Annotated in this window: 23 protein-coding genes; 12 read left to right on the top strand and 11 right to left on the bottom strand. The window is 70.6% G+C overall.

Going from position 1 to position 26,268, the window contains the following annotated elements:
- Nucleotides 1-113: 113 nt before the first annotated feature.
- The 4 genes from ACOZ38_RS40290 to ACOZ38_RS40275 form a co-directional block, all read right to left on the bottom strand.
- Complete coding sequence (locus ACOZ38_RS40290) at nucleotides 114-1,310, bottom strand: alanine racemase (RefSeq protein ID WP_424536143.1); 1,197 nt, start codon at nucleotides 1,308-1,310, stop codon at nucleotides 114-116.
- An 87-nt stretch (nucleotides 1,311-1,397) separates the two neighbouring features.
- Nucleotides 1,398-3,302 (bottom strand): IucA/IucC family protein, encoded by a 1,905-nt coding sequence (locus ACOZ38_RS40285; protein WP_424536142.1) that lies wholly within the window; start codon nucleotides 3,300-3,302, stop codon nucleotides 1,398-1,400.
- Nucleotides 3,299-4,957, bottom strand: a complete 1,659-nt coding sequence (locus tag ACOZ38_RS40280) for an IucA/IucC family protein (protein ID WP_424536141.1) — start codon at nucleotides 4,955-4,957, stop codon at nucleotides 3,299-3,301. Before ACOZ38_RS40280 ends, ACOZ38_RS40285 begins: the two co-directional genes overlap by 4 nt.
- The gene (locus ACOZ38_RS40275; protein ID WP_424536140.1) at nucleotides 4,954-6,108 is read right to left on the bottom strand and encodes a siderophore biosynthesis protein; all 1,155 of its coding nucleotides are present in this window, start codon (nucleotides 6,106-6,108) and stop codon (nucleotides 4,954-4,956) included. Before ACOZ38_RS40275 ends, ACOZ38_RS40280 begins: the two co-directional genes overlap by 4 nt.
- 180 nt (nucleotides 6,109-6,288) lie before the next feature.
- On the opposite strand from ACOZ38_RS40275, the gene nudC reads away from it, so the two are divergent.
- On the top strand, nucleotides 6,289-7,275 hold the full coding sequence (gene nudC, locus ACOZ38_RS40270) for an NAD(+) diphosphatase (protein ID WP_424536139.1): 987 nt from the start codon (nucleotides 6,289-6,291) through the stop codon (nucleotides 7,273-7,275).
- A gap of 79 nt (nucleotides 7,276-7,354) precedes the next feature.
- Here the strand turns inward: nudC and ACOZ38_RS40265 are convergent, their stop codons facing one another.
- A complete protein-coding gene (locus ACOZ38_RS40265; RefSeq protein WP_424536138.1) occupies nucleotides 7,355-7,600 on the bottom strand; it encodes a mycoredoxin in 246 nt (81 codons plus the stop codon).
- A gap of 82 nt (nucleotides 7,601-7,682) precedes the next feature.
- Nucleotides 7,683-8,816, bottom strand: coding sequence for an alpha/beta hydrolase (locus ACOZ38_RS40260; protein ID WP_424536137.1), 1,134 nt, complete (start codon nucleotides 8,814-8,816; stop codon nucleotides 7,683-7,685).
- Nucleotides 8,817-9,026: 210 nt separating this feature from the next.
- Between ACOZ38_RS40260 and ACOZ38_RS40255 the strand changes: the two genes are divergently transcribed.
- The 5 genes from ACOZ38_RS40255 (at nucleotide 9,027) to ACOZ38_RS40235 (ending at nucleotide 13,057) form a co-directional block, all read left to right on the top strand.
- A complete protein-coding gene (locus ACOZ38_RS40255) occupies nucleotides 9,027-11,093 on the top strand; it encodes an ATP-dependent DNA helicase UvrD2 (protein WP_424536136.1) in 2,067 nt (688 codons plus the stop codon).
- Complete coding sequence (locus tag ACOZ38_RS40250) at nucleotides 11,090-11,962, top strand: acyl-CoA thioesterase (RefSeq protein WP_405141502.1); 873 nt, start codon at nucleotides 11,090-11,092, stop codon at nucleotides 11,960-11,962. Before ACOZ38_RS40255 ends, ACOZ38_RS40250 begins: the two co-directional genes overlap by 4 nt.
- A 111-nt stretch (nucleotides 11,963-12,073) precedes the next feature.
- Nucleotides 12,074-12,412, top strand: a complete 339-nt coding sequence (locus ACOZ38_RS40245; protein WP_424536135.1) for a hypothetical protein — start codon at nucleotides 12,074-12,076, stop codon at nucleotides 12,410-12,412.
- A 129-nt stretch (nucleotides 12,413-12,541) separates the two neighbouring features.
- Nucleotides 12,542-12,811 (top strand): WhiB family transcriptional regulator, encoded by a 270-nt coding sequence (locus ACOZ38_RS40240; RefSeq protein ID WP_358547093.1) that lies wholly within the window; start codon nucleotides 12,542-12,544, stop codon nucleotides 12,809-12,811.
- Nucleotides 12,812-12,862: 51 nt separating this feature from the next.
- On the top strand, nucleotides 12,863-13,057 hold the full coding sequence (locus ACOZ38_RS40235; RefSeq protein ID WP_424536134.1) for a hypothetical protein: 195 nt from the start codon (nucleotides 12,863-12,865) through the stop codon (nucleotides 13,055-13,057).
- A 159-nt stretch (nucleotides 13,058-13,216) separates the two neighbouring features.
- Here the strand turns inward: ACOZ38_RS40235 and ACOZ38_RS40230 are convergent, their stop codons facing one another.
- Nucleotides 13,217-14,560: an ABC1 kinase family protein gene (locus ACOZ38_RS40230; protein WP_405141498.1), complete on the bottom strand. Its 1,344-nt coding sequence runs from the start codon at nucleotides 14,558-14,560 to the stop codon at nucleotides 13,217-13,219.
- Nucleotides 14,557-15,681 (bottom strand): ThiF family adenylyltransferase, encoded by a 1,125-nt coding sequence (locus tag ACOZ38_RS40225; protein ID WP_424536133.1) that lies wholly within the window; start codon nucleotides 15,679-15,681, stop codon nucleotides 14,557-14,559. The genes ACOZ38_RS40230 and ACOZ38_RS40225 overlap by 4 nt, the downstream gene beginning before the upstream one ends.
- A 258-nt stretch (nucleotides 15,682-15,939) precedes the next feature.
- On the opposite strand from ACOZ38_RS40225, the gene ACOZ38_RS40220 reads away from it, so the two are divergent.
- Nucleotides 15,940-16,455: a M48 family metallopeptidase gene (locus tag ACOZ38_RS40220; RefSeq protein ID WP_405141496.1), complete on the top strand. Its 516-nt coding sequence runs from the start codon at nucleotides 15,940-15,942 to the stop codon at nucleotides 16,453-16,455.
- Nucleotides 16,449-17,039 (top strand): hypothetical protein, encoded by a 591-nt coding sequence (locus ACOZ38_RS40215; protein ID WP_424536132.1) that lies wholly within the window; start codon nucleotides 16,449-16,451, stop codon nucleotides 17,037-17,039. Before ACOZ38_RS40220 ends, ACOZ38_RS40215 begins: the two co-directional genes overlap by 7 nt.
- On the opposite strand, the gene ACOZ38_RS40210 is transcribed toward ACOZ38_RS40215, so the two are convergent.
- The 3 genes from ACOZ38_RS40210 to ACOZ38_RS40200 form a co-directional block, all read right to left on the bottom strand.
- Entirely contained in the window at nucleotides 17,036-18,055 is a 1,020-nt protein-coding gene (locus ACOZ38_RS40210) for an endonuclease/exonuclease/phosphatase family protein (protein WP_424536131.1), read from the bottom strand. The genes ACOZ38_RS40215 and ACOZ38_RS40210 overlap by 4 nt on opposite strands.
- A gap of 92 nt (nucleotides 18,056-18,147) precedes the next feature.
- The gene (locus tag ACOZ38_RS40205) at nucleotides 18,148-18,690 is read right to left on the bottom strand and encodes an NUDIX hydrolase (protein ID WP_405141492.1); all 543 of its coding nucleotides are present in this window, start codon (nucleotides 18,688-18,690) and stop codon (nucleotides 18,148-18,150) included.
- On the bottom strand, nucleotides 18,687-19,997 hold the full coding sequence (locus tag ACOZ38_RS40200) for a zinc-dependent metalloprotease (protein WP_405141491.1): 1,311 nt from the start codon (nucleotides 19,995-19,997) through the stop codon (nucleotides 18,687-18,689). The genes ACOZ38_RS40205 and ACOZ38_RS40200 overlap by 4 nt, the downstream gene beginning before the upstream one ends.
- Before the next feature lie 82 nt (nucleotides 19,998-20,079).
- Here ACOZ38_RS40200 and ACOZ38_RS40195 point away from each other — a divergent pair, with 82 nt between their 5' ends.
- The 4 genes from ACOZ38_RS40195 to ACOZ38_RS40180 all read left to right on the top strand — a co-directional run bounded on the left by ACOZ38_RS40195 (nucleotide 20,080) and on the right by ACOZ38_RS40180 (nucleotide 26,179).
- A complete protein-coding gene (locus tag ACOZ38_RS40195) occupies nucleotides 20,080-21,150 on the top strand; it encodes an NAD-dependent epimerase/dehydratase family protein (protein WP_405141490.1) in 1,071 nt (356 codons plus the stop codon).
- A gap of 161 nt (nucleotides 21,151-21,311) precedes the next feature.
- The gene (locus ACOZ38_RS40190; RefSeq protein WP_424536130.1) at nucleotides 21,312-21,737 is read left to right on the top strand and encodes a molybdenum cofactor biosynthesis protein MoaE; all 426 of its coding nucleotides are present in this window, start codon (nucleotides 21,312-21,314) and stop codon (nucleotides 21,735-21,737) included.
- Between the two features lie 99 nt (nucleotides 21,738-21,836).
- Entirely contained in the window at nucleotides 21,837-22,880 is a 1,044-nt protein-coding gene (locus ACOZ38_RS40185; protein ID WP_424536129.1) for a YlbL family protein, read from the top strand.
- Between the two features lie 383 nt (nucleotides 22,881-23,263).
- Nucleotides 23,264-26,179: a UPF0182 family protein gene (locus ACOZ38_RS40180; RefSeq protein WP_424536128.1), complete on the top strand. Its 2,916-nt coding sequence runs from the start codon at nucleotides 23,264-23,266 to the stop codon at nucleotides 26,177-26,179.
- The last annotated feature ends 89 nt before the right edge of the window (nucleotides 26,180-26,268 follow it).

Raw genomic sequence — 26,268 nt, 5'->3', positions numbered from 1 at the left:
CTGTGCCCGGAGACCGGCCGCCGCAGGCTCTCGTACGAACGCGCGGAGTACCTGTTCAAGCAGGCCACGGGCCACACCCTCAACCAGCTCCGCGCCGGGGGGAGCGCGCCGCGTCAGGTCAGGTAATGGAAGCCCGGTTTCGGGTGCATGAGGAAGTCGTGGTGGGAGATGGTCCAGGCATAGGCGCCGGCCATGCCGAACGCGATGATGTCGCCCACATTCACCGACATGGGCACTCTGCGCGCGAACACATCCTTGGGCGTGCAAAGCTGCCCGACAACCGTAACCGGCTCATCGGTAACCCCCCCGACCCGGGCGGCTCCAGCTCCGGCGACCCCAGTGACCCCAGTGCCGGTGACCCCGGTGACCCCGGCTCCGGTGGCTCCGGTGAGCCTTGTGCCCGTGCGGCCCGTGGGCAGTACGGCGAGGGGCTGGTCGTGACCCTTCGCCACCGGGGTGCGCAGGTGGTGGGTGCCACCGGTGACCACGGCGAACACCTCGCCGTGTACGCGCTTCACGTCGATCACGCGGGTGAGGTACCAGCCGCAGTAGGCGGTCAGCGCCCGCCCGGGCTCGATGCGCAGCGTCTCGCCCGGCTGCCGCAGCTCGGCGAGGCCCTCGCCGTAAGCCTCCCAGTCGAACCGCTCCTCGGGGTCGGTGTACGACACGGCCATCCCGCCGCCGAGATTGATCTCGGCCGCCTCCAGCTCGCGGCCGAAGGACAGCACGGCCTTGGCGAGGTCGAGCAGCTCGCCGGCCTGGAGCCCGCTGGCCAGGTGAGCGTGGACGCCGCGCAGCCGTACCCTGTTCTGGCTCCGGATCAGCTCCAGGCACTCGCTGATCCCGTCGGGGTCCATGCCGAACGGCGTCGCACCGCCGCCCATCGTGAGCGACGCGCCCTCCACAGGGACGTCCAGGTTGACCCGCAGCAGCGCGTCCACCGGCCTGCCGATGTCGATGAGGCGGCGCAGCTCGCCTGGGCTCTCGACGTGCGTGCGATGGACGTCGAGAGCCAGCTCGGCGTCGGTCTTACCCGGACCTCCGAGGGCGAGCCGGGCGTCCGGCAGCACCGAGCGCACGTGGGCGACCTCGCCGCTGGAGGACACCTCGTAGCCGTCGGCATAGGGGGCCAGCGCGTGCAGCAGCGCCGGGTCGGGGTTGGCCTTGACCGCGTAGTACATCTCGACGCCGGGCAACGCCTGCCGCACGGCGGACGCGTGGCGGTCCAGGGCCGCCATGTCGTACACGTAGGCGGGCAGCGCGTCAGCGAGCCGAAGAGCCCGCTCCCGAACCCGATCAGGAACGATCACGCCCGCCCTCCCGCGAAACCGCCGACGACGGGAACCATCGAAACAATCACAAGACCCCTCCTTCAACGGAACCGGCCACGGGGACGATCACGTGGGCCATCCTGCGAAAGGGTTGGCTACGGGGACGTATCCGGCGTCGCGGTCGGCTGAGCGGGCCCACCGGGCCGACAGGTTCGCCTTGGCGGGCAGGGGGACCCCGGCCAGCAGGTCGTCCAGGAGCAGCGGCCGGCCGTTCTCGTCGGCGTACCGGGCGACCCGTGCGCGCGTGTCGGCCCACAGCTCGCGAAGCAACTCGTCTTCGTCAAGGGATGCCGCCGGCTCGGTGGTCGTTTCGCGGTGGACTTTCGCCGATCTTGCCACCGTGGCCGCGATCTCGGGGAGATGGTTCACCATGATGCAGTAGACCACGCGGTTCCAGCCGCGCGTGGCGTCATAGGTGGCCGCTGCCGCGACCAGATTGGGCAGGCCAGATAGGTCGTGGCGCCCGGCGACCAGCTTGGTGCCCTCCATATCCCGAAATATGGCTTCAACTGGCATGCCTACGGGGTCGATGCCCACGAGCACGTTCTGCAGATGGGGTTCCAGCACCACGCCATGCCGGAAGTACGCGTCCAGCACCGGCAGCGCGACGCGCTCGACGTACGCCCCCCACCAACCCACCGGATCCCGCCGCATCGCACCCACCGAGGCCCCCAGGACGTCCCCCGTTCCCGCTGCCTCACCTTCGCCCCCGGCCGCGCCTCGGATCCCGTCGTCCGCGTCTCCGGTGCCTTGGCTCGTTCCTCCGGTGCCCCCGGTCGGGTCTCCGGTGCCGCTGCCCGCGTGCCGGGTGCCATCGCCGAGTGCGGCCAGGGTCCCGGCCAGTACGGGTGTGACGCCCGGCCCGGTGACCTCCCATGGGCTGGAGCGGACGATCACTCCGAGGCCTTCGAGCAGGCGGGTGCCGAGCGACGCCGAACGGTATCCGGGCTCGGGAAGCCAGCCGGTCCCCGGGAAGCGCTCGGCCAGGTCGCCGAAGACCGGTTCCAGTCGCCTGGTCAGCTCGGCCGCCGCGGTCAGCTCGTACCAGGCGTTCTTCCGCACGCAGTTGGTGATCCGTACATCGATGCTGAACTTCAGGCATTTGCCGATGTGCGGCTCGTACACCGTCCGTACCGACGAGGTGGGGACCGCCTGCCGGGTGCTGTACCCGAGGTCCACGAGCCGGCCGTCCGCGAACGGGGCGGCCAGCTCCGCGCCGAGCAGTTCGAGCTGCCACGGGTGGGCGGGCAGCAGCGTGTACCCGGCGGGCGCGTGGCCGAGCCTGTCGAGGACCCCGGGATCGCCCCCGGACGCCACCAGGTCGTCCCGCACGCCGAGCAGCCGGAGCGGGAACGCGGCGTGCGCCTCCGGCGCGTACCGCACCCATGCCGAGCCTCCGCGGGACTTCGGCGAGGGATGGAACGGGTGCCCGAAGACCAGCGCCTGCTCCGAGGCCAGCCACGGGTCCTCAGGCGGCGTGGCGGACGCCCGCACGCGCAGCAGCGTCGCGACCGCCGCCCGGCTACCCCCCACCTGCCCGGCGAACTCCCGGTTGTACCCCGCGACGCCAACCGCGCCGGTGGGATCGTCCTGGCCCGCGAGCTCGGTCTCGACGAGGTGTACGAGGTGGTCCACGGACAGGGGGCGCCAGGAGCCTCGTTCCAGCCGTTCGGCCGGGCCGTCGAAGCGGAGCGCGAGGCCACCCGAGGTGGGCACGCGGATGAGGTTCGCCGCCAGGCGCAGCAGCAGGAAGGGCGCGGCTGCCCACACCTGGCCGCGCGGGCCCGCCACCTCGCGTACGCAGCAGCGAAGCAGGGCCGCCAGCGCGGCCCTCTCCGCGATCCCCCGCGCGACCTCCTCGGACACGCCCTTCGCCTCGGAAACTCCCTCCACGAGACCGGAAGAGCCACGGCTGGAAGAGCCGCGGGCGGGGGAGCCGAGGCTGGGGGAGTCGAGCGCGACGCCGTTCAATGGTTCGCCTCTCTGCGAGGATGGCGGCGCAGGTAGTTCGGGCCGCTGGTGCCGTAGTGCTTGTTGATGTCGGCGGCGCCGATGCGTGCCCGGTCCACCAGGGTTCCCGCGCTGACCATGGACTTGCCGACCAGCCGCGCGGCGTCGAGCGTCCGGGCCCGCAGCAGCCGGGCCATCGGATGGCCGCCGTACGGCGCGAGGGCGCCTTCGAGGGCCTCGGCGACCAGCTCGCCGTGGCCGGCGCCGAACGCGATCGCGGCGGCGGCCAGGTGCAGGGTGATCGTCACGAACACGTCCGCGAGGGCGTGCGGGTCGTCGGTCAGCAGGCGCCGGTCGGCGAAGTCCGGTACGGACAGGCCCGCCGCGAGCAGCCGGTCCGGCGAGGCGAGCAGCCCGTCGTTGTCCTTGACCAGCAACCGCGTCGTCCCGTCGCCGAAGACCAGGGAGAGGTTCTGCTGGTGCGCCTCCAGTGCGACGCCGTAGGTCACGAACAGCCTGACGTTCCACGCGAACAGCACGCGGAGGTAGCCGGCGAGCAGCGCGCCGACGTTCCCCTCGCAATGCCGTCCGGCCAGGGCATCGAGCACCCGGGACCCTGGCCGTGCGGGGGATGGGGCGAGCAGGGCGGCGACCGAGACGATCTCTCCGGGGGGTAGGCGGCGGACCATCCAGCCGAGGTGCTCGTGGCCGGCGTGGGCGTAGGTCTGCTCGTCGGCGAGGAGCACGTCGAGGTCGGGCTCCCTGAGGAGCACCTCACGCAGCAGCCGCTCCGCCCGCGCGCCGTCGCCCAGGGTGCCCGGTCTGATGGACCTGCGGTTGCGCGCTCCGAGGGTGCTGGTGGCCAGGGGCAGTTTGAGATGCGTCCGGGCGTCCACCTCGACGGTGCGCATCGACAGCGTGGGCCGCACCATCAGGTACGGCTCGTCGTGGACGATCACGCCGGGTATGTCCCGCACCGCGTGCAGCGTCAAGGGGTGCACGGGGAACGGTACGTACGAGGGGTCCGCGGCGGCGGGCCACCAGGGGGGAAGGTCCCCCGAACGGGTCACCCGCTCGATCGGCACCGCCGCCCAGCGGAGCGCGAAGCTCGGCGCGAACTCCGGGGCGTAGGCCGTCACTTCCTCGTCCGAGAGGCCGAGCCGGGACCGCGACGTCGGATACACCGGATGATCGGCGAACGCCCCGAGCGTCTCGTACACCACGGTCGAACAGGCCCCCACGCCCGCTGAACCTGTGGAAGGGAGCGCCGGTTCGTGGTGGAGGCGGGTGAGCACCTGCGCTCGGTGGGCGTCGTGCAGTTCGTACGCGCGCAGGGCCGCGCGGCACTCCTCGGTGAAGGCGGCCACCCCTCCCGCGTCGGCCGGGTCGGCGATCCCGGCGAGCGTCCCCAGCACCTCGTCCAGGGTCAGCGACTCATCACCCGCGACCACGAAGTCCTGATACAGCCGGCCGGGCGAGAGCCGTACCCGCCGTCCCGTGGGCAGCACGAGCTGGACGCCGTCCTTGGTGCGGGTCATGCGCGCGGCCAGCCCGCCGTAGTCCTCCCGGAGCAGGGCGTTCAGCACGCGCGCCGCGAGGTACGACTCGGCGGTGTCCCCACCGCCCGCCGGAGCCGCGGCGGCGTCGTCGCCGCACTCGACGGTGGCGGGGGTCATTCGACCACCCAGGGGGAGCGGGCGCGGAAGGCGTCGATCGCCCGGTTCACGGCGTTCTCGTCCGGGCCGATGGCGCGGACGATGCCGAGGTAGTCGCGGTTGGTGTGGGTCGGCTCGACGGTCTCTCCCACCGGCCGAAGTGGCCGGTGGGAGAGCCGTACGCCGTCGATGGTCTCCGCCACGTCTCCGGGAGCCTCCTTGATGGTTCCTGACCGTCCGGCGATCAGACTCACGGCCGCACCGTGCGCGGGTGTGTGCGGGGGTGTGGTGGCGGGCTCGCCCAGGTGGACGCGGAGGATCCACTCGAAGAGCGGCACTCCGAGCAGCTCGGCGAGCAGGAAGTCGCACGTGTCGCCGATGACCCGGTAGTTGACCTCCACGATGCGCGGACCCCGCGCGGTGAGGACGTACTCGGTGTGGCAGGCGCCGAAACCGACGCCGATCGCGGCGAGAGCCCGCAGGACGTGCTCCCGCGACGCGGGGTCCGGGGGACGCCAGTCGAGCCGTTCCTCCACGAAGTGCGGCAGCGGCCCCAGAGTGGTGCGGAACCCGCCGAGAACGTGCAGGGCGTGGCCGTCGCCCAGCGTTTCGAGCGTGTGCAGCGGCCCTTCGAGGTACTCCTCGGCGACCAGCGTCGCGCCGGGCCGCCGGGCGCGTATGCCCTCCACGACCCGGGCCAGCTCCCCGCCGTCCCCGGCCAGCACGACGTCCTCGCTGGCCACCCCCTCGCGCGGCTTGACCACCACCGGGTACGGCAGGTCCCCGGGCACCGGGTCACCGGGCGCCAGCCGTACGGACCGGACCGTCTCCACCCCGGCGGCGGCGAGCCTGTCGCGCATGAGCGCCTTGTTCTTGGCGGTCAGGCAGGCGCGCCAGTCCTTGGCGGGAAGCCCGAAATAGCCGGCGGCCAGCGCGGTCTCGGGCTGGATGTGGTCGGAGTTGGAGAAGATCGCCTCGGGCCGGTGGTGGCGGGCGATCGTGTCGATCACCGAGCGGGCGTCGCGGACGTCGGTGCGCAGCGCCTCCACGCCGGGGAAACGCTCCGGTTGGTCGGTGAGCAGCGTCACCTCGCATCCCAGCGCGCGGGCCGCGGGAAGGAATCCACTGGTGACCGAGTCGGTCGGATTGAGCGCGGTGAGGTACAGCCGCACGCAGGGCACCCCCGGATCAGGTAAGGCTAACCTAACCAGCGCATCCTAGCCGTACGGAGATCAGCCTGCTGCCCGACATGCTAATCACGATAAAAGTCCGTGTTGTCGTTGGTGGGGCAGGCATTTCGGTCGGTCCTCCGGAGCGGCATAGGATGGGCAGTCTGCTGGGAGGAGGCGCACGTGGAGGAGATCTCGCAAGAGGGGCTGCTCGGGCCCTTGCTTCTGGCGCGAGGAGGGGTCGACAGGTCCGCTCTTCACCGAAACGACGAGGCCTGGCTGAAGTCCACCTGGGCCGACCCAGGCACCCGCGTCCTGCTCATAAACGACGGCAACACGCTGATCCGCCGCCACAACGGCACGGCCGAGCTGGTGTTCCTCGCCCCGCACCAGGCCCCCGCCGGCGAGCGCTACCTCCTCGGCGTCGACCCCCAGGGCGTCGCCTACTTCGCCGTCGCGGTCGAGGCCCCGCTGCCCCTCCCCGCTCCGCTGCCGCTGCCCGAGGGCACCGAGGTCGCCGGGGCTATCCAGGATGTCCCCGACTGGGCCGACGTCGCCTCCGAGGGGCTGCGCAAGGCGGGTGCCGCGCTCGGAGACCGCGACGCCGGGCTGCTGGTCAACGCCGTCGCCCTGGAGGCGTGGCACGCCACCCACGACCACTGCCCGAGGTGCGGCAGCCCCACGACCGTCGTCGCCGGTGGTCACATGCGGGTCTGCCCCGAGGATGGCAGCCAGCACTTCCCCCGGGTCGACCCCGCGGTCATCATGCTGGTCCACGACGGCGGCGACCGCTGCCTTCTCGCCCGGGGCCCGCAGTGGCCCGAGGGGCGGTTCTCGGTCCTCGCGGGGTTCGTGGAGCCCGGCGAGTCGCTGGAGCAGGCCGTCGCGCGCGAGGTGTTCGAGGAGGTGGGGGTCACCGTCACCGCTCCCCGCTACATGGGAAGCCAGCCGTGGCCCTTCCCGCGCAGCCTGATGCTCGGCTTCTTCGCGCAGGCCACCACCACGAAGATCATCTGTGATCCCGAGGAGATCGCCGAGGCGTTCTGGGTCACCCGTTCCGAGCTGGGCGCCGCCGTGGAGAACGGCGAGCTGCGGCTCCCGCCCGGCGTCTCCATCGCCCGCCGTCTCATCGAGACCTGGTACGGCTCGTACCTGCCCGGCGACTGGTGACGCCTTACGCGCTGCCCCGTGAACGTCGAACGGCGACCGGGGAGAACCCCGATCGCCGGTGACCTTCGCCGTGGCCGCGTCAGGCCTGGGCCCGTGCGAGCAGACCCTTCAACTGGATGACGGAGGGATTGGTGAGTGCGGTGCCGTCTTCGAGCACGACGGTGGGGACCACCTGGTTCCCGCCGTTGACGCTCATGACGAACTCCGCCGCGTCGGGGTTGGCCTCGATGTCGATCTCCTGGTAGGAGATGCCTTCGCGCGCCAGCTGGCTCTTCAGCCGCTTGCACGGACCGCACCAGCTGGTGGTGTAGACCTTGAGCGCCATAGCGTGATTTTTCCCTTCACGTCCTCCGAGTGGCGTTGGCACTAGCTGGCAACACCATGAGGATCGCTCGTGTTCCCGCACTCTAGAGGACGGATCTCCGGGCGCTGACCTTGTGCAGTGCGGGCAGCCGGCTCGCCGTCTCCCGCTGTGCCCCGGCCTCCTGCCGGGTGACCGTCTTCTGCTGGGCCGCCGTCTTCGCCTGGGTAGAGGTCTTCTGCTGGGTAGAGGTCTTCGGCGAAGCGGAGGTCTTAGGCGAAGCGGAGGTCTTAGGCGGGGCGGGCGGCGCGAGCTTGCCCGCGACCCACTCGGCGATGCCCGTCGCCACACCCGGCTCGCGGTAGAGCGGCGCGCTGTGGTTGATGCCCGGCACGACGCGGATGTTCATGGCCACGCCGACCTGGTTGAGCTGCTCCTTCAGCAACTCGCTCTGGTAGGCGGGGACGAACTCGTCCTTGGAGTGCACGGTCAGTACGGGCGCGTCGTGCGCGCTCGCGTGCCAGGGCACCTCCATGCTGGCCCAGACCTTCGCGCACGCGCCGGTCGGGCGGCAGTGGCCCGCGAGCGCGATGGCGGACTGGCGGAGCTTGCGCTGGTCGAAGTCGGCCCCCTCGTCACCGTCGGAGTACGCGGTGAGCGGGGACACGACGGGGGAGATCCCGACGACGCCGCGCAGCCCCGGGAGGCCGTCCTTGTACGTGCCGACGGCGGTCGCGAGGTGGCCGCCCGCCGAGAACCCGATGACGACGTAGCGGTCGGGGTCGAAGGAGAACAGGTCGGCGTGCCTGCGGGCGGTGGCGATGGCCGACAGCGTGTCGGTGCGCTGCGCCGGCCACGGCGCTTCCTGCGAGAGCCGGTAGTTGATGTTGAAGACCGTGTAGCCCATCGAGGCGTACATGCGGGTGACCTCGGTCATGTACTTCTTGTCGCCACCGCTCCACCAGCCGCCGTGGATGACGAACACTCCCGGCCTGCGCCCGGCGTCGGGCTGCCACCACACGTCCATGCGCTGGTGCGCGGACTGCCGTCCATAGGAGTAGGTGCGGACCACCGTCGAGGCCAGCACATCCTCTGAGGGAGTGGCGATCGGGGTGGGAGTGGGAGTGGGGGTGGGCGTGGGCGTCGGCGCGGTCACCGCTCCCGCCGGCGACGCGACGGCGGGTGCCAGGGCGACGGCAGCAGCCAGAGCGAGCGATCCCACCGTTACCGCGCTTCTCACTGGGCTCTTTCCTTCCCCGTAATCATGGCACCCCATTGTGGGGCAAAATGCCTCACTCGTGCACGCGCTGACCCCGCGTCGCGGACAACCCGGTGCCTTCGATGATGCCCGTAGGGCCCTGGGTTGTGCACATGAGAAGCCACGCGCGTGGTTCGCTGCTGGAAGGATGATGCCAGCACCCCCGTCCGCATCGCACGTTAGGAGGCCCAGTTGGAGCGCGAAGACGCCCTCGCCGGGCTCGACCCGGAGCAGCGCGAAGTGGCCGAGGCGGTGCGGGGGCCGGTCTGCGTGCTCGCCGGCGCGGGCACGGGCAAGACCCGGGCGATCACCCACCGCATCGCCCACGCCGTCCGCACCGGTGTGGTCGACGCGCAGGGCGTCCTGGCGGTGACCTTCACCACACGGGCCGCGGGCGAGCTCAAGCAACGCCTGCGCGAGCTCGGCGCCAGCGGCGTCCAGACGCGCACCTTCCACGCCGCGGCCCTGCGCCAGCTCACCTACTTCTGGCCCCGGGTGATCGGCGGCGATCCGCCCAAGGTGGTCGAGTCCAAGCTGCCGCTCCTGGTCGAGGCCTGCCGCGAGCTCCGGCGCAGCCCCGACCGCGGCGAGCTGCGCGACGTGGCGAGCGAGATCGAGTGGGCCAAGGTCACCCAGGTGGCGCCGGAGGACTACCCCGTTCTCGCCGCGAAGTCCGGCCGCACGCCCCCGATCGGCCCCGAGGAGGTCGCGCGCCTGTACGAGGCGTACGAGACGCTGAGGCGCCGGCGCCATCTCGTCGACTTCGAGACCATCCTGGAGCTCACCGCCGCGGTGATGACCGAGCACGAGGAGGTCGCCTCCCAGATCCGCCGGCAATACCGCTATTTCGTGGTCGACGAGTACCAGGACGTCAACCCGCTGCAGAAGCTCCTCCTCGACACCTGGCTCGGCGGTCGTGACGACATCTGCGTCGTCGGCGACCCGAACCAGACCATCTACTCCTTCAGCGGCGCGACCCCGCGCTACCTCACCAACTTCGCCGTCGAGCACCCCTCCTCCACGGTCATCAAGCTGGTGCGCGACTACCGCTCGACACCCCAGGTCGTCGGCCTGGCCAACAGAGTGCTCGCGAAGTCGCGCGCCCCCCACCGGCTGGAGCTCGTCGCGCAGCGTCCCGACGGCCCGGTGCCGGTCTTCGCCGAGTGCGACGACGAGCCCGCCGAGGCCGAGACCGTCGCCAGGCGCGTCAAGGAGCTGATCGCCCAGGGCGTGCCCACGCGAGAGATCGCGGTGCTGTTCCGCGTCAACGCCCAGACCGAGGTGTACGAGCAGGCGTTCGCCCAGGCGGGCATCCCGTACCTCCTGCGCGGCGCCGAGAGGTTCTTCGAACGCCCCGAGGTGCGGCAGGCCGTCGTGCTGCTGAGGGGGGCCGCCCGCTCGGCCAACGACGAGGAGCCGCTCGCGCAGGCCGTCCACGGCATCCTCTCCGGCATCGGGCTCACGGCCGAGCCGCCAGGCGGCGGCACCGCCCGCGAGCGCTGGGAGTCGCTGAACGCCCTCGCCGAGCTGGCGGAGGACCTCGCGGCCGAGGGAGGCGACCTGCCGCGCTTCGTCGCCGAGCTGGAGCGCCGCGCCACCGAGCAGCACGCCCCCCCGATCGAGGGCGTCACGCTCGCCTCCCTGCACGCCGCCAAGGGCCTCGAATGGGACGCGGTCTTCCTGGTCGGTCTCACCGACGGCATGCTGCCGATCATCTACGCCGAGAGCCCCGAGCAGATCGAGGAGGAGCGGCGCCTGCTCTACGTCGGCATCACCCGCGCGCGCGCCCACCTCCACCTGTCCTGGGCGCTCGCCCGCTCGCCGGGTGGCCGCAAGGCACGCCGCCCCTCGCGTTTCCTGGACGGCCTCACCGGCGTCCCCTCCGGCGTGAGCCGTACGAGCGCACCGGCCAGGGACCGCCGCTCCGGCCAGGCACGCGTCGCGACGACGATCCAGTGCCGGGTCTGCGGCAAGACCCTGACCATCGGCGCCGAGCAGAAGCTCGGCCGCTGCTCATCCTGTCCCGCCGACTATGACGAGGAGCTGCTCGAACGGCTTAAGCTCTGGCGTACGAACGCGGCGAAAGAGGCAAAGGTGCCCGCGTACGTCGTGTTCACTGACGTTACGCTCCAGGCGATGGCCGAGCGGGTCCCGACATCCGAGGAAGCCCTGCTCTCGATCGCCGGCATCGGCCGCGTCAAGCTGGAGCGGTACGGCGAGGCCGTGCTGGAGATCTGCCGCGGAGGGGAAGTGACGTGAACGAGGCGCTCAAGGAGGTCCTCGACCTGCTCGACCTGGAGCAGATCGAGTGTGACATCTTCCGGGGGCGGAGCCCGGAGGAGCGCATCCAGCGGGTCTTCGGCGGGCAGGTCGCGGCGCAGGCGCTGGTGGCGGCGGGGCGCACGGTGCCCTCCGACCGCACGGTGCACTCGCTGCACGCGTACTTCATCAGGCCGGGCGACCCGGCGATCCCCATCGTCTACAACGTCGAGCGCGTCCGCGACGGGCGGTCGTTCACGACCCGCCGGGTGGTCGCGATCCAGCACGGCAAGACCATCTTCGCGCTGTCCGCGTCCTTCCACATCTTCGAGGAGGGCGTCAGCCACCAGGCGGCGAGCATGCCCGCGGTGCCCGGCCCCGAGACGCTGCCGATCTTCCAGGACCGCATGCGCGACCTCGTGGGCGACACCGAGCCGTGGAGCGACTGGCTGGCCAAGCCGCGCCCGGTGGACGCGCGCTACGTCACGCCGCTCACCTGGGAGGCCCACCGCGACCCCTCGCTGCGCGGCTCCGAGACGCAGGTGTGGTTCCGCTACGACGCCGACCTGCCGGACGACCCGCTCCTGCACGTCGTGCTGGCCGCCTACGCCTCCGACTACACGCTGGTCGACACCGTGCTGCTGACGCACGGCCTCGCCTGGGGCGCCTCGAACGTCACCGGCGCCTCCCTCGACCACGCCATGTGGTTCCACCGCCCGCTCAAGGTCGACGACTGGGTGCTGTACGCGCAGGAGTCGCCGTGGTCCGGCAACGCGCGGGGGCTTGCCCAGGGGCAGATGTTCACCCCCACGGGAGAGCTCGCGGTCTCGGTCGTGCAAGAGTGCATGATTCGTGTCGCGAATCCGTGAAATCGCAGGTAGAAAATGTGTTGCCGGGCTGCGTGATCCGCGTTTAGAGTCTTGCACAAGCCGGTCGGACGATCCCCGTCCGACCCCGCACTCGATTGGGAGGTGAGTCCAGTGAAGACGATTCTGATTCCGATGTTCGCCACGCCGTGGCTCGCTTCCCTGCGGAGCAGCAGCACTGTCGTTCCCGCCGCAGCTGAGCGGAGCCTGACCGCTCCGATCGCGCCCGTGTCCCTTGGCCTCACCGCCGATGGCCCGGCGAAACTTCGGCAGGAGAAGACTGCCCGCGTCCAGGCTGCCCTGGGCTCGGCCGCCTTCGCCTACGGCGACACCGCCATGGTCACCGACCACCTGATCGCTTTCGAGCGACAGGCCGGCGACCCGCAGACCACGAGCACCGCCAATGGTGGGGTGCAGGGTCCGCCACCCTGGAGGCAACCGGTCATAACCTGACCGGTTGATAGAGCCTCCAGGCCGCGGATCCGTACCAGGATCCGCGGCCTTCTTGTTGTTCGGCCGCCAGATCCGACCACCTCAAGAGGTAAGAGACCAGATCAAGCAGCAGACAGAAAGGTGACGCAGATGGCGGTTTGGACGACCATGGACCTGGTCGACGAAGCCGATATCCCGTGTCGTACCGACCCCGACCTGTGGTTCGCCGAGTCCCCCGACGACGTCGAGTTCGCCAAGGCACTCTGTGGTGGGTGCCCGATCCAGAAGGCCTGCCTGGCCCGCGCGCTGGAGCGCGAGGAGCCGTGGGGCGTCTGGGGCGGGGAGCTCGTTCTCAGGGGAACCGTCGTACCGAAGAAGCGGCCGCGTGGGCGTCCTCGCAAGACCCCGGTCGCAGCCTGAAACACCTCTCAACCCTTCAGCAAGTCAGAGACCTTCGAAAGGACCACTCCAATGGCCACCATTCCTTCTTGGACCAACGAGATGCCTTATATGCACAAAGAACTGGTTCACGACCGAATACAAACCCTTCACCGCGAGGCTGAGGAGCAACGGCTCGTCAACCGCATCGTCCGCGTGCAGAAGGCCCGCAAGCAGGCAGAACGCGCTTCCATACGCTTGCGGCAGGCGCTCGCGCGCATGGTCTGACGCGACGAGGACCCGACTGTGATCATGGCGCCGCATGCTCGTGGAAAGGCCATGACCATCGCGTCCGAGTGACAATTCAAGGGGCGGATCCGAAAATCGGATCCGCCCTTTGCGCATTCGATCCCACCGGTCGGATCGGGCGACTAACCCAATGACCGCTCAGGAGGCGGCGAGCGCGGTGGTCCTGCCTTCTGGGTCGTCGTCGGCGAAGCCGGGGACCCATCGGACGACCTCGGCACGGAAGCGCGCCGTGGCGCCGAGCTGGCACAGCACGCCGACGCCCGCGGCGTGCACCCGGTTGATCAGCACGTACGAGGGCGGCAGGTTGAGCTGGCGCACGACGTTGGTCGGGCGCAGATCGGTCACGGTCGCGACCTGCCGCTGGAGCCACTCGCGGCTGAAGGTGAACTCCTCCACCTGGGTGGGCTCGACGTACGGGGCGAGGAAGGCGCGCAGCGCCTCGGTGTCGACCTCGATGTGGGGGCGGATGAACCCCTCGTCGCGAAGGCCCTGGACGACGGTGCTCATGTCGCCCTTGTTGAAGATGCGGGTCAGCGTGCCGAAGACCTCGGGGTAGCCGTCGGGCATGCGGTTCACCGCGCCGAAGTCGAGCACTCCCAGGCGGCCGTCGGGCAGGACGCGGAAGTTGCCGGGGTGAGGGTCGGCGTGCAGCATGCCGGCGCGGGCGGGTGAGCTGAACAGGAAGCGCACGAACAGCAGCCCGGCGCGGTCGCGCTGCTCCTTGGTGCCGTCAGTGATGATCTTGGAGAGCGGCGTGCCGTCCATCCACTCGGTGACCAGGATCTGCTCGTTGGCGGCGATGACGTCCGGCACGCGGAAGTCGGGGTCGTCGTGGAACGCCGTGGCGAAGCCGTGCTGGGCCTCCGCCTCCCTGAGGTAGTCGAGTTCCTCCGAGACCCGCTCTCTCAGCTCGCCGACCACGGCCTTGATGTCGAGCCCCGGCAGCAGCACCCCGAAGAGCTTCCCGAGCCTCGCGAGCTGGTTGAAGTCGGCCAGAAGCGCCTTGCCCGCGCCGGGGTACTGGATCTTGACGGCGACCTCCCTGCCGTCGTGCCAGACGGCCTTGTGCACCTGGCCGATCGAGGCGGCGGCGGTGGGGGCGTCGTCGAACTCCAGGAAGTTCTCCCGCCAGTCGTCGCCGAGCTGCTCGGTGAGGACCGCGTGCACCGTGGACGCCGGCAGCGGCGGCGCCGCGTCCTGCAGCTTGGTGAGCGTCGCGCGGTAGGGACCGGCGATCTCGGACGGGAGTGCCGCCTCGAAGATCGACAGCGCCTGACCGAGCTTCATCGCCCCGCCCTTGAGCTCGCCGAGGACCCGGAAGATCTGCTCGGAGGTGCGCTGCTGGATCTCCTGGGCGACGATCTCGGCGGACTTCCCACCGATCCGTTTGCCGAGCCCGAGAGCGGTGCGGCCGGCGAACCCCAGGGGGAGCGTCGCCAGCTTGGCGGAACGCGTCACGGCATGTTGGGGGAAGTCACTCACGCGACCATTGTTAGCGGACCAAACTGGTTTCGACTACAACGACATTGCGGATGAGTGCTCCACGAGCGTTTTTTCCAGCGCCAATCAGGCATTACGTCAACTGTGCTGTTGGTCACAACGGGCTCCAGGCCGTCGACAGAACCCAGCGCGTGGCCGGCCGCCTGCGCCGCGACCAGCGTTGACAGCACCGTGTCGCAGGCGATCTCGCCCGCGGGGAAGCCGCCGAGCCGGGCGCCGACGACCGGCCACGACGGGTCGCGGTCGCGCCGCGTCAGCTCCAGGCACCGCAGGCAGGAGGTGCGCCCCGGGAGCACCAGCGGGCCCACCGAGCCGACCCCCTCGCCCGCCGTCACGAGCAGGTGAGGGATGCCGAGGGCCACGAGCTCGCCGGTCACCACACCGTCGAGCGGGCCCACGGGAGCCAGGACCACCAGGTCGGGACGGCGGGCACCGTCGGTGAGCTGCGAGGCCGTGCGCCCCGTCCAGGCGTTGACGCCCGGTGCCACCCGGCGGGCCACCGCCACCGCGCCCTCCTGCCTGCCGCGCCCGATCTCCGCGAAGGAGAGCCCGCCCGGCACGACGTCCTCGTGGCGGGCCGTACCCGGATCGATCACGCACAGGTGGCCGACACCCGCGGCGGCGAGGAGGGCGACGATCTGGGCGCCGACCCGGCCCGCGCCGTACACCCGGACGTAGGCGGCGCGGCGACGCTCCAGCGCCGCGAGCCCGCCGTCGCCCGCGTCGGCGGCGGACAGGGACAGGGCGGCGAGGTCGGGCGCGAGCCGGTCGCGCTCGGCGGCGGACAGCCCGCGCAGCGGCTCCGGCCGCACCGACGCGTCGTCGAGCAGCCCGCGCTCGGTCAGCATGCGCATGACCTGGTGGACGGTGCCCTCGTCGAGCTCGCCTCGGGCGATCAGCTCGTCGAGCGTGCGCGTGCCGTCGAGGCTCTCGACGAACCTGCGCATGCGGGGTTCGAGCTCGGTCAGCACGACGGCACGGAGGGGATGGACGCCGAGCTGCAGGGTGCGGTCGTCGCGGTCGACCCGGCGCAGCGCGGGCTTCAGCCTGGGCCGGACGGGCTGCCGGGAGGGGCGGGGCGTGGGAGGCGTTGGCGTGGTCACGGTCGCGCAGCCTGGCACATCTCCACCACGGGCCGAGGCCGGTTGTGCCCACCTGTGGATAACTCCGGGGGCGACGGGGGAGCGATGCGCCCTGCGCGAACAACGGCGGACCGGTCACGTCTCGCCCGCCCCTTGCTCACCAACTCGTGGGGCAGTTGTGAGCGATGTGATTGTTGAACATTACGCGAACGCGGATTGACCAGCGAAAACGTGATTCACCCCCTGTGGAATCCCAGAAGTCTCGGCTACCGTGCATATGTGCCCCCCGAGACAGTCGAGGTCCGCCGGAGTGCACGCCGACGGCGGACCGTATCCGCATACCGCGATGGCGACAAGACCATCGTGCTCCTGCCTGCCGGTTTGAGCAGAGTGGATGAGGAACAATGGGTGCGCCGCATGCTCGACCGGCTCGCGGCCAAGGAGCAGCGCAGGCGGCCCAGCGACGACGATCTGCTCGGCCGGGCCCGAGAGCTGGCCACCCGCTACCTCGATGACCAGGCGTGGCCCACCAGCGTGCGATGGGTGGACAACCAGCGGCACCGCTGGGGGTCGTGCACCCCTGACCACGGGAGCATCCGCCTCTCGACGCGTCTGCGTGGCATGCCCGCCTGGGTGGTCGACTATGTGATCATGCATGAGCTGGTGCACCTGCTGGTGCCGAGCCATGGTCCCCGATTCTGGGCGCTGGTGGAGCGCTACCCCAAGGCCGAGCGCGCGCGTGGCTTCCTGGAAGGGTTCTCCATGGCGGCCAACGGCTCAGTGGAGGAGTGTTGAGGCTCGCGGCCGTCCTGGTCACGCCCGAGATGGGCAAGGGGGCGCCGCCCGGGGTCGATCCCGCCGAGTTCCTGCTCGCCTTGGCGGAGGACACCTACGAGATCGTGGCCGGGCTCGACCTGGTGGAGCCCGTGATTCTCGCCGCCGGCGTCGACGGGCTGGACGACCTCGCCTGGCCGGGCACGCGGGTGATCGCGCTCTCCGGTTCCGCCGGCCCCGCCGAGGCCTTCGCGGCCCTCCAGCCGTACGGCGAGGAGGCGGTCGTGATCAGCGGCGACGCGCCCGACCTGCCCCCGCTGCTGATCGGCAAGCTCTTCCGCGAGCTGGGCCGCGCGCCCATCGCCGTCTGCCCGGCCGCCGAAGGCGGCGCGGTGGCGATGGCCGCCAGGCTGCCGTTCCCCGAGTGGGCCTCGGCCGGCTTCGACGACCCCGACGTGGTCGTGCGGCTGCGCGGCCAGGCGCCCGGGAGCCGCATGGTCGCCACCGGCCCCGGCTGGCATCGGCTGCGCGGACCCGGCGACATCGCCCGGCTGGACCCCGGCCTCGAAGGCTGGGAGAACACCCGGGCGCTCCTCAGCGCCTAGACCCCGCCGCCCCCGGCCGGCAGCGACAGCCGGGTCAGCACGGCCCGGTGGTCGGTGCCGGGAACGTCGTACACGTGGTAGCCCAGCACGGACACGCGATGGTCGGCGAGCACGTGGTCGATCGTGATCATCGGGGGCACCCGCTTGTTGGCGGGCCAGGTGGGGGTCAGGCCGTTGCCGGTCGTGTCGCCCGCGTCGTGGTAACCCCGCGCGATCAGGCGCCGCAGCTCGGCGTGGTCGAGGCTCGCGTTGAAGTCGCCGGCCAGGATGCGGAACGGTCCAGACGAGGGCCCCGGCGGCAGCGCCCGCAACCCCGCGGTCCACTGGGCGACCTGACGGCCCAGCGGGGGAAGCGTGTGCACGTCGACGACCTCGACCTCGGGCCCGCCGGGCAGGCTCAGCCGCACCGCGGGCATGTTGTGGCCGATCACCTGGAACAGCCCGTCGAGCCGGGTGATCGGATGGCTGGAGTAGATGCCGCTGCCCGCCGCGCTCCACTCGTCCTGCAGGTAGCGGTAGGGCATCAGCTCCTTCAGCCCCGCCGCGTCGAGATCGGCCACCGCCCCCGGAGTGAGCTCCTGGGTGTTGAGGATGTCGGGGCGGTGCCGGCGGACCAGGTCGACGAGGGTGCCCGCGTCACCGTGGCCGAAGAAGAGGTTCGCGGTGAGCACCGTGAAGGGCCGCCCGGACGTGACCTGGGCGTCCCCGATGGCACGGGGGAGCACGCTGCACCCCAGCGCCACGGACGTGGCGACCGCGACGGCGGTCACGGCCTTCTTCTTGGACAGGACCGACAGCAGCACCGGCAGCAGCGACCCCGCCGCGGCGTACGGCGTGGCCGTCATGATCTGCTCGGAGAAGGACCCGCGCTCCAGGCCGCCCACCCGGGTGACCGCCCAGACGGCGAACGGCGTCACCGCGAGCCAGGCCAGTGTGCCCGGCACGCGCAGTCGCCGTCGCGGGCGGGAAGGGGTCACTATCACGCCGCCCACCTGTGTCTCGGCCGTGGCGTTCACCCATCTCAGGATTCGGGTCGGTGTTCCGACCACGACCCTATCGAGCGAATGTAGGAACGGCGTGAAGAAGCCGGAGCCACAGGCCGGGCGTGTCAGGACAGCACGAGCGCCCTCGCCCGCCGGGCGAGCCTGCGGGTCGCCTCGTCCGTCGGCTCGGGGATGTCGTCCACCGGCACCCACCGCAGATCGAGCGACTCGTCACTGATCACGAACTCGGCCCCCGGCGGCGCCACCGCGCCGTACTCGACGTCGAGGTGCCAGCTGTGCGGCGGGTGGCACCACACCCGGTGGCGGTCGAGCGCGAGCGGCCCCGGCAGCAGTCTGAGCCCGGGGATGCCGGACTCCTCGGTGGCCTCGCGTAGCGCGGCGGCTTCGAGCGACTCGTCGGAGAACTCGCAGTGCCCGCCCATGGGCAGCCACATCTGGGCCTTCGCGTGCAGGGTGAGCAGCACCTTGTCACCGTCGTGCGACAGCACCGCCGTGGTGGCCGTGAGGTGCCCCGCCGCGCACGAGCGCCACATGGCGTCGTCGAACGCGTGCAGGTGCTCCACGAACTCCTTGCGGAGCAACTCCTCGGCGGGGGTGGGCGCGGTCCACAGGCTCAGCGCGGCTCGGGCGTCGTCGCGCAGCGTCATTCGCCGCCGGGCTCCTTCGAGCCCGGCTCCTCCGGGGTGTCGCCGGGCTTGCCGGGCTCCCGCCCGCCCTGGTCCTCGAACGACGAGAGGTCGAACCTCGCCTCGCCCCGGACGAAGGCCTGGGGATCGTCGAGGTCGCCGGCGGTCGGCATGAGGTCGGGGTGGGACCACACCGCGTCGCGCCCGTCGACGCCGCGGTCGGCGGCGAGGGCCTGCCAGAGCGCGGCGGCCTCCCGCAGGCGACGCGGACGGAGCTCCAGCCCCACGAGCGTGGCGAAGGTGCGCTCCGCCGGCCCTCCGGTGGCGCGGCGCCGCCGTACCGTCTCGGACAGCGCGGCGGCGGAGGGCAGCTTGCCCTCGGCGGCGGAGTCGACCACCGTGCCGACCCAGCCCTCGACCAGGGCGAGGATGGTCTCCAGCCGCGCGAGCGCGGCCTTCTGGCGGTCGGTCTCCTCGGGCTTGAGCAGCGCCCCGCCGCTCAGGGCCTCCTGGATCTGCTCGGGGTTGCTGATGTCGAGCCCGCGGATCTGCTCCTCCAGCGCGGAGGTGTCCACGGTGATGCCCTTGGCGTACTCCTCGACGGCGCCGAAGAGCTGGGTGCGCAGCCACGGCACGTGCTGGAAGAGGCGGTGGTGCGCGGCCTCCCTGAGCGCCAGGTACAGGCGGATCTCCTCGGCGGGGATCTCAAGGCCGTGGCTGAACGCGGCGATGCCGCCGGGCAGCAGCGCAGCGGTCTCCGAGAGCGGCAGCCCGATGTCGGAGGAGCCGATCACCTCGGGGGCGAGCGTGCCGAGGGCCTGGCCGATCTGGGTGCCGACCATCATGCCGCCCATCTGGCGCATCATGCCCATCAGCGGCCCGAGCTGCGCGGCCATCGCCTGGGCCTCGCCGCCGAGACCGGCGCCGCCGAGGGCGCCGCCCATGGTCTCGACCATGCGCTCGGCGATCGGGTCGCAGAGCCGCTTCCAAACCGGGACGGTCTTCTCGATCCACTCCGAACGGCTCCACGCCTCCGGGTTGGTGAGGCCGCTCGGCAGCTCGGTGACCTCATTCAGCCAGAGGTCGGCGAGGCGTAGCGCTTCGACGATCTGGCGGCGCTCGCCTTCCATGACGCTCGGATCGCCTTCGGCGACCACGGCGTGGCGCGCGATGTTCTTGGCCATATCCCAATTGACGGGCCCAGAGCCCGCCGGGGCCGAGAGCATGTCGGCGAACTGGCGCATGGCCGCGGCCATCTGCTCCGGGTCGCCGAACATCGCGAACGGATTCTCGTTGGGGTCGTTTTCGCGACCTGGCAGGTCAGTCACCGCTCTACCTCGTGCAGGATGGAGGAGTCCACATCCGCCACGTTATCCGTCGTAGGGCGGATCAGTGCAAAGTGAGGACCTCGTGCCTACCTCGAAACGCCTCCGGCCACCGGTCGTCGCCGTCACCGGCGCGGCCACAGGGCTGGGGAGGGAGTTCCTCTCCCGGGTCGCCTCGTCTGCGGATTTCCGCCGTGTGGTGGCGATTGACGACCAGCGGGGCGACGTCCCTGACGTCACCTGGCGAGTCCTTGACGTCCGAGATCCGCTCTTGGCGAACCGGATCTCCGATGTCGACGTCCTGGTCCATCTAGCGTCCGACTACCGGCTGGACGCAGACCCGTCCGAGCGCCGCGCCTACAACCTCAGGGCCGCCCAGACCGTGCTCACGGCCTCGGCCGCCGCGCGGGTGCGACGGGTGGTCCTGGTCACGAGCGCCATGGTCTACGGGGCGGTGCCGGACAACCCGGTCCCGCTCCCCGAGGACGCCCCGGTGGCCGCCGAGCCCGACTCCGGCGTCGTCGGCGACCACCTGGAGATCGAGGCCCTGGTACGCCGCTGCCTTCGCAGCCATCCCGGCCTGGAGGTGACCGTGCTGCGGCCGGCCGCCGTGGTGGGGCCGGGCATGGACACCGTGGTCACGCGCCACTTCGAAGCTCCGCGCCTGCTCACGGTCAAGGGCTCGGCGCCGCACTGGCAGTTCTGCCACGTCGACGACCTGGTCTCCGCCCTGGAGCTGGCGGCGCTCGGCCTGGTCTCCGGGGTCGTCACCGTCGGCAGTGACGGGTGGCTGGAAATGGAGCAGGTCGAGGAGCTGTCCGGCCTGCGGCGTTTCGAGCTGCCCGCCGGGCTGACCTTCGGCACCGCCCAGCGCCTGCACCGCCTCGGCATCACGCCGGCCCCCGCCACCGACCTGCACTACGTCGTCTACCCCTGGGTGGTCGACTGCGCGTCCCTGCGCGCCGCCGGGTGGAAGCCCGCATGGACGAACGAGGCCGCGCTCCAGCAGCTTCTCGATCTTCGCGAGGGCAAGCACGCGGTCGTCGGCCGCCGCCTGTCCGGAAAGGACGCCACGCTCACCGCCGCGGGCGCCACCGTCGCCGTCATCGGCACCGCCGCCATCGTCCGCAGGGCACGCCGCAAGCGGCGCATCTAGAGGGGTCTGGGCCGATCTAGGAGGAGTTCAGGGGTGTGCCCGGTCGCTCGTCGCCGGACCTGCGGATGTGCGGGCTCCGGGCGCGTCCGGGCCCGCATCCGGGTACCCCTCGGGGCATGGGGATCTCTGGCCACGCCCGGCACGCGGAGTATTCTCGGGGCGTGGACGTCATCCGATTGCTGGGCATTCGCGACACCCCGCTTTCCGTGGACGAGGTCCTCGGGGCCGTCGGCGACCACGCCGCGGGCGGTACGACGATCTTCGTCGGCACCGTGCGAAGTCAAGACCACGGCAAGCCCGTCACCCTGCTGTCGTACTCCGCGCACCCGAACGCCGAGGACGAGCTGCGAAGGGTCGCGGAGAAGGTCGCCGCGGACTTTCCGCTCACCGCGCTCGCGGCCGTGCATCGCGTCGGCGACCTTGAGCTGGGCGACACCGCGGTGATCGTGGCCGTGGCCGCCGCGCATCGGGGCGAGGCGTTCGAGGCGTCGCGGCGCCTGATCGACGACCTCAAGCGGGAAGTGCCCATCTGGAAGCACCAGGTCTTCGCGGACGGCACCGCCGAATGGGTCGGCTCCTGCGGCTGACCAGGGAGTTCACCGACCGGAGGGCTGTGATTGACCTGGATGTCCACCCTGTGTGTGTCCGCGTAACCGTGGTCCCGGCGAGCGCATAGAGTTGCCCCCATGTCCCGACGACGTCTGACGTTGATGGTTGCGGGCGTGCTCACGCTCGTGCTCGGCGGCGCCGGCGCGCTGCTGCCCGTGCCGTACGTCGCCCTGAGCCCCGGTCCGACGGAGAACACCCTGGGCGATGTCAAGGGCAAGCCGGTCATCAGCATCTCGGGGCACCAGACCTATCCCACCTCGGGCAAGCTCAGCCTGGTCACCGTGGCCTACCAGGGCGGCCCCGAGGCCCGCATAGACCTGCTCACCGCGCTACGCGGCTGGATGGACCCCACCGTCGCCGTCGTGCCCGAGGAGACGATCTTCCCGAAGGCCGTGTCGGTGAAGGAGGTCGAGGAGCAGAACACCCAGGAGATGAGCAGCTCCCAGCAGGACGCGACCGCCGCGGCGCTGAACGAGCTGAAGATCCCCATCAAGGTCATCGTGGCCGTGGCGTCCACGCAGAAGGGCAAGCCCGCCGACGGCAAGCTGCTGCGCAACGACGAGATCACCGCCGTGGACGGCGCGCCGGTCCGCACCGTCGACGAGGTCGCGGCGGGCGTGCGCAAGCACAAGCCCGGCGACCCGGTCGAGTTCAGCGTCGTGCGCGACGGCAAGCCCATGACCCTCCAGGTGGGCACGGTGGCCGGCGCCAACGGGTCCATCGTCGGCATGATCATGGGCACCCAGTTCAAGTTCCCGTTCACCGTGAACGTCAACGTGGGGGACGTCGGCGGCCCGAGCGCCGGCCTGATGTTCTCCCTGGGCATCTACGACAAGCTCACACCCGGGGCGCTCACGGGCGGCAAGTCGATCGCCGGCACCGGCACGATCACTCCCGACGGCAAGGTCGGGCCGATCGGCGGCATCCAGCAGAAGATGGTCGGCGCGCGCGACGCCGGGGCCACGGTCTTCCTGACCCCCGCCGACAACTGCGACGACGCCGTGCAGGCCGTGCCCAAGGGGCTTCGCCTCGTGAAGGTGAGCACGATGCACGAGGCCGTCCAGGCGATCGACTCGCTCCGCACGGGATCCGGGCAAGTGGCGAGTTGTCCGGCCAGGTGACCTCACCCGGCCACTCCGGTCCGCGCGCGCCTTCGGGTTCGCGCGGCCTGTCCAGCGTGCTAGTCCCGCGTGAGCCTTCGGGTTCTCGCGGCCCGTCCAGCGTGCCCGGGCCGCCGGTGGGGAACCCGGCGCGCGCCCGAGGCGTTGGGTCACCTGTACGTGCGCGTCCCATCCGGTGGCGTCGCTCGTGCTCCGAGCCGTGTCCGCGATCACGCAGTGCGTGGGCCGGCCGCGCGCGGGGAGGCCGCAAGTTGTGGCCCTACCGTGCCCGGGGCTCGGAAGGTGACCGCTTCACTACCGGTGTAGGTTGCCAGACACGGACCGTTACTCGTGAAATTTAGGGGTGGGCCTTGACCTTCCGGAACCCCGGCGCGGGTCGGGCGATGCGTTTGCCCCGCCGGCCGCGGCTTCTCGTTCCCGTCGCGATCACTTTGGTCGCGATCGTCATCTTGTTCTTCGTCTTCGCCGGCATCTTCACCGACTGGCTGTGGTTCGACTCGGTCGGCTACACCTCGGTCTTCTCGACCATGCTCGTCACCCAGCTGCTGCTGTTCGTCTTCGGCGCGCTGCTGATGGGCGGCGTCGTCGGCGGCAACATGATCATCGCCTACCGCGCCCGTCCCCTGTTCGGGATCGGCATGTTCGGCGGCGCCTCGCAGGGCGCCGACCGCTACCGCGCGGCGATCGACCCGCACCGAAAGATGGTCTTCCTGATCGGGCTGGCGGTGCTGGGCCTGTTCACCGGCTCCTCCACCGCGGGGCAGTGGAAGACCTGGCTGCTCTTCGTCAACGGCACCTCCTTCGGCAAGCCCGATCCGATGTTCGGCATGGACATCTCGTTCTTCATGTTCACCTTCCCGTTCATCCGGATGCTGCTGAACTTCCTGTTCACCGCGGTGATCATCTCGATCGTCGCCGCGGCGATCGTCCACTACCTGTACGGGGGCTTCCGGCTGCAGTCGCCGGGCCTGCACGCCACGCGTGCCGCCCGGGTCCACCTGTCGGTGCTGGTGGGCCTGTTCGTGCTGCTCAAGGCCGTGGCCTACTTCACCGACCGGTACGGCCTGGTCTTCTCCGACCGGGGCAAGGTCTTCGGCGCCTCCTACACCGACGTCCACGCCGTGCTGCCCGCCAAGAGCATCCTGGCGATCATCGCGCTGATCTGCGCGGCGCTGTTCTTCGCCGGCATCGTGCGGTCCGGTGGCATGCTCCCCGGCGTCGGCTTCGGGCTCCTCGTGCTCTCGGCCGTGCTGGTCGGCACCGTCTACCCGGCGCTGGTCGAGCAGTTCCAGGTCAAGCCGAACCAGCAGAGCAAAGAGCAGGACTACATCAAGCGCAACATCACGGCGACCAGAGACGCCTACGGGGTCTCGTCCACCGAGGTCACCCCGTACAGCGCCAAGACGCAGGGCACTCAGCAGGAGCTCCAGAGCGAGGTCTCGACGATTCCTGGGGTGCGCCTGCTCGACCCGAGCGTGCTGTCCCCGACCTTCGAGCAGCTCCAGCAGATCAAGGGTTACTACCAGTTCCCCGACCAGCTCGACGTCGACCGCTACAAGATCGACGGGGTGTCGCGCGACACGGTGGTGGCGGTCCGTGAAGTCGGTAAGGCTCCGGACAGCAACTGGATCAACGACCACCTGGTCTACACCCACGGCTTCGGATTCGTCGCCGGCCCCGGAAGCAAGACCGACTCCCAGGGCAAGCCCGACTTCATCGTGAAGGACATCCCGCCCACCAAGGGGCTGGGCGACTTCGAGCCGCGCATCTACTTCGGTGAGAACTCCCCCGAGTACTCCATCGTCGGCGGCGGCGCCAAGCCCATCGAGCTCGACTTCCCCGAGCAGAGCAACAACGGGCAGGGCAGTGGCCAGGAGAACTTCACCTACACCGGCAAGGGCGGCGTTCCCATCGGGAACTTCCTCACCCGCCTGCTGTACGCGAGCAAGTACGGCGAGACCAACCTGCTGCTGTCGTCCGACATCAACAGCAAGTCGCGCATCCTGTACAACCGCGCCCCGCGCGACCGCATCCAGCAGGTCGCCCCGTTCCTGACGCTCGACGGCGACCCGTACCCCGCGATCGTGAACGGGCGCATCCTGTGGATCGTCGACGGCTACACGATGTCCGAGGACTACCCCTACTCCGAGCGCCGCAGCTTCGGGGACATGACCAGGGACACCTCGACCGAGAGGCTCCTGACCGCCCCACAGCCGCGCGACCACATCAACTACATCCGCAACTCGGTCAAGGCGACGGTGGACGCCTACGACGGCACCGTCTCGCTGTACGCCTGGGACGAGAAGGACCCGCTGCTCCAGACCTGGGAGAAGGCCTTCGGCGGCGTCATCCAGCCGAAGTCCAAGATCTCGACCGAGCTCATGGAGCACCTGCGCTACCCCGAGGACATGTTCAAGGTGCAGCGTGACATCCTCGGCAACTACCACGTCACCGACGCGAACGCGTTCTACGGCGGCCAGGACTTCTGGAAGGTGCCCGAGGACCCGGCGAGCTCGAAGACCAAGCAGCCTCCGTACTACGTGACGCTCAGGATGCCCAACGAGACCGAGCCGCGCTTCTCGCTCACCACGACCATGGTGCCGAACAACCGGGACAACCTGGCGGCCTTCATGGCGGTGGACGCCACCGGTGACTCCGCCACGAAGATCAAGATCCTGCAGCTACCGAGCGACACGACGATTCCAGGGCCCAAACAGGCGCAGAACACCTTCGACACGAAGGCCGCCAGCGTCCTGAACGACCTGCGGATCGGCGGTACGACGGAGACCTTGAACGGCAACCTGCTGACCCTGCCGTTCGGCGGCGGCCTGCTGTACGTCGAGCCGGTCTACGTCCAGCCCAAGGTGCAGAACTCCGCGCGCTATCCCACCCTGGCGCGGGTGCTCGTGATGTTCGGGTCCGACGTGGGCATCGGCACCACGCTCGCGGACGCGCTCAACCAGGTGTTCGGCCAGGGCCAGCAACTACCGTCCACTCCGACGACGCCGACCGAGCCGAACACCTCGACCGTGACGCCCGATCTCGCCAAGGCCTTCGACAGCGCCCAGAAGGCGTACGACGAGGGGCAGAAGGCGATCAAGGCCGGTGACTTCGCGGGGTACGGCGAGGCGCAGAAGCGGCTCGCCCAGGCGCTGAAGGACCTGGAGTCGGCGCTGGGCAAGCAGAAGCCCGGCCCGTCGGCCTCGCCTTCGGCGACGCCCACCCCGGCGCCGTCGGCCGAGGCGGCCACCGCGACGCCCACGGCGAGTCCCACTCCATCGCCGACGCCCAGCTCGTAGGCACGTTCCGGGGCCGGCCCGGCCGGCGACGGCCGCACCGGCCCCGGAACGATTTGCCAGTGCCCCAAAGGGCCGATAGTCTTTAAATG

The organism is Sphaerisporangium viridialbum (genome assembly GCF_049674955.1).
Classification (GTDB): Bacteria; Actinomycetota; Actinomycetes; order Streptosporangiales; family Streptosporangiaceae; genus Sphaerisporangium; species Sphaerisporangium viridialbum.
Note: the sequence above shows the minus strand (reverse complement) of the source record. Positions and strands in the feature narration are given on the sequence as shown.

Excerpts from the sequence above, each read along its gene's own strand:
- ACOZ38_RS40280 (WP_424536141.1), bottom strand. The coding sequence starts at position 4,957 with ATGACCCCCGCCACCGTCGAGTGCGGCGACGACGCCGCCGCGGCTCCG.
- ACOZ38_RS40265 (WP_424536138.1), bottom strand. The coding sequence starts at position 7,600 with ATGGCGCTCAAGGTCTACACCACCAGCTGGTGCGGTCCGTGCAAGCGG.
- ACOZ38_RS40240 (WP_358547093.1), top strand. The coding sequence starts at position 12,542 with ATGGCGGTTTGGACGACCATGGACCTGGTCGACGAAGCCGATATCCCG.
- ACOZ38_RS40235 (WP_424536134.1), top strand. The coding sequence starts at position 12,863 with ATGGCCACCATTCCTTCTTGGACCAACGAGATGCCTTATATGCACAAA.
- ACOZ38_RS40205 (WP_405141492.1), bottom strand. The coding sequence starts at position 18,690 with ATGACGCTGCGCGACGACGCCCGAGCCGCGCTGAGCCTGTGGACCGCG.
- ACOZ38_RS40185 (WP_424536129.1), top strand. The coding sequence starts at position 21,837 with ATGTCCCGACGACGTCTGACGTTGATGGTTGCGGGCGTGCTCACGCTC.
- ACOZ38_RS40180 (WP_424536128.1), top strand. The coding sequence starts at position 23,264 with ATGCGTTTGCCCCGCCGGCCGCGGCTTCTCGTTCCCGTCGCGATCACT.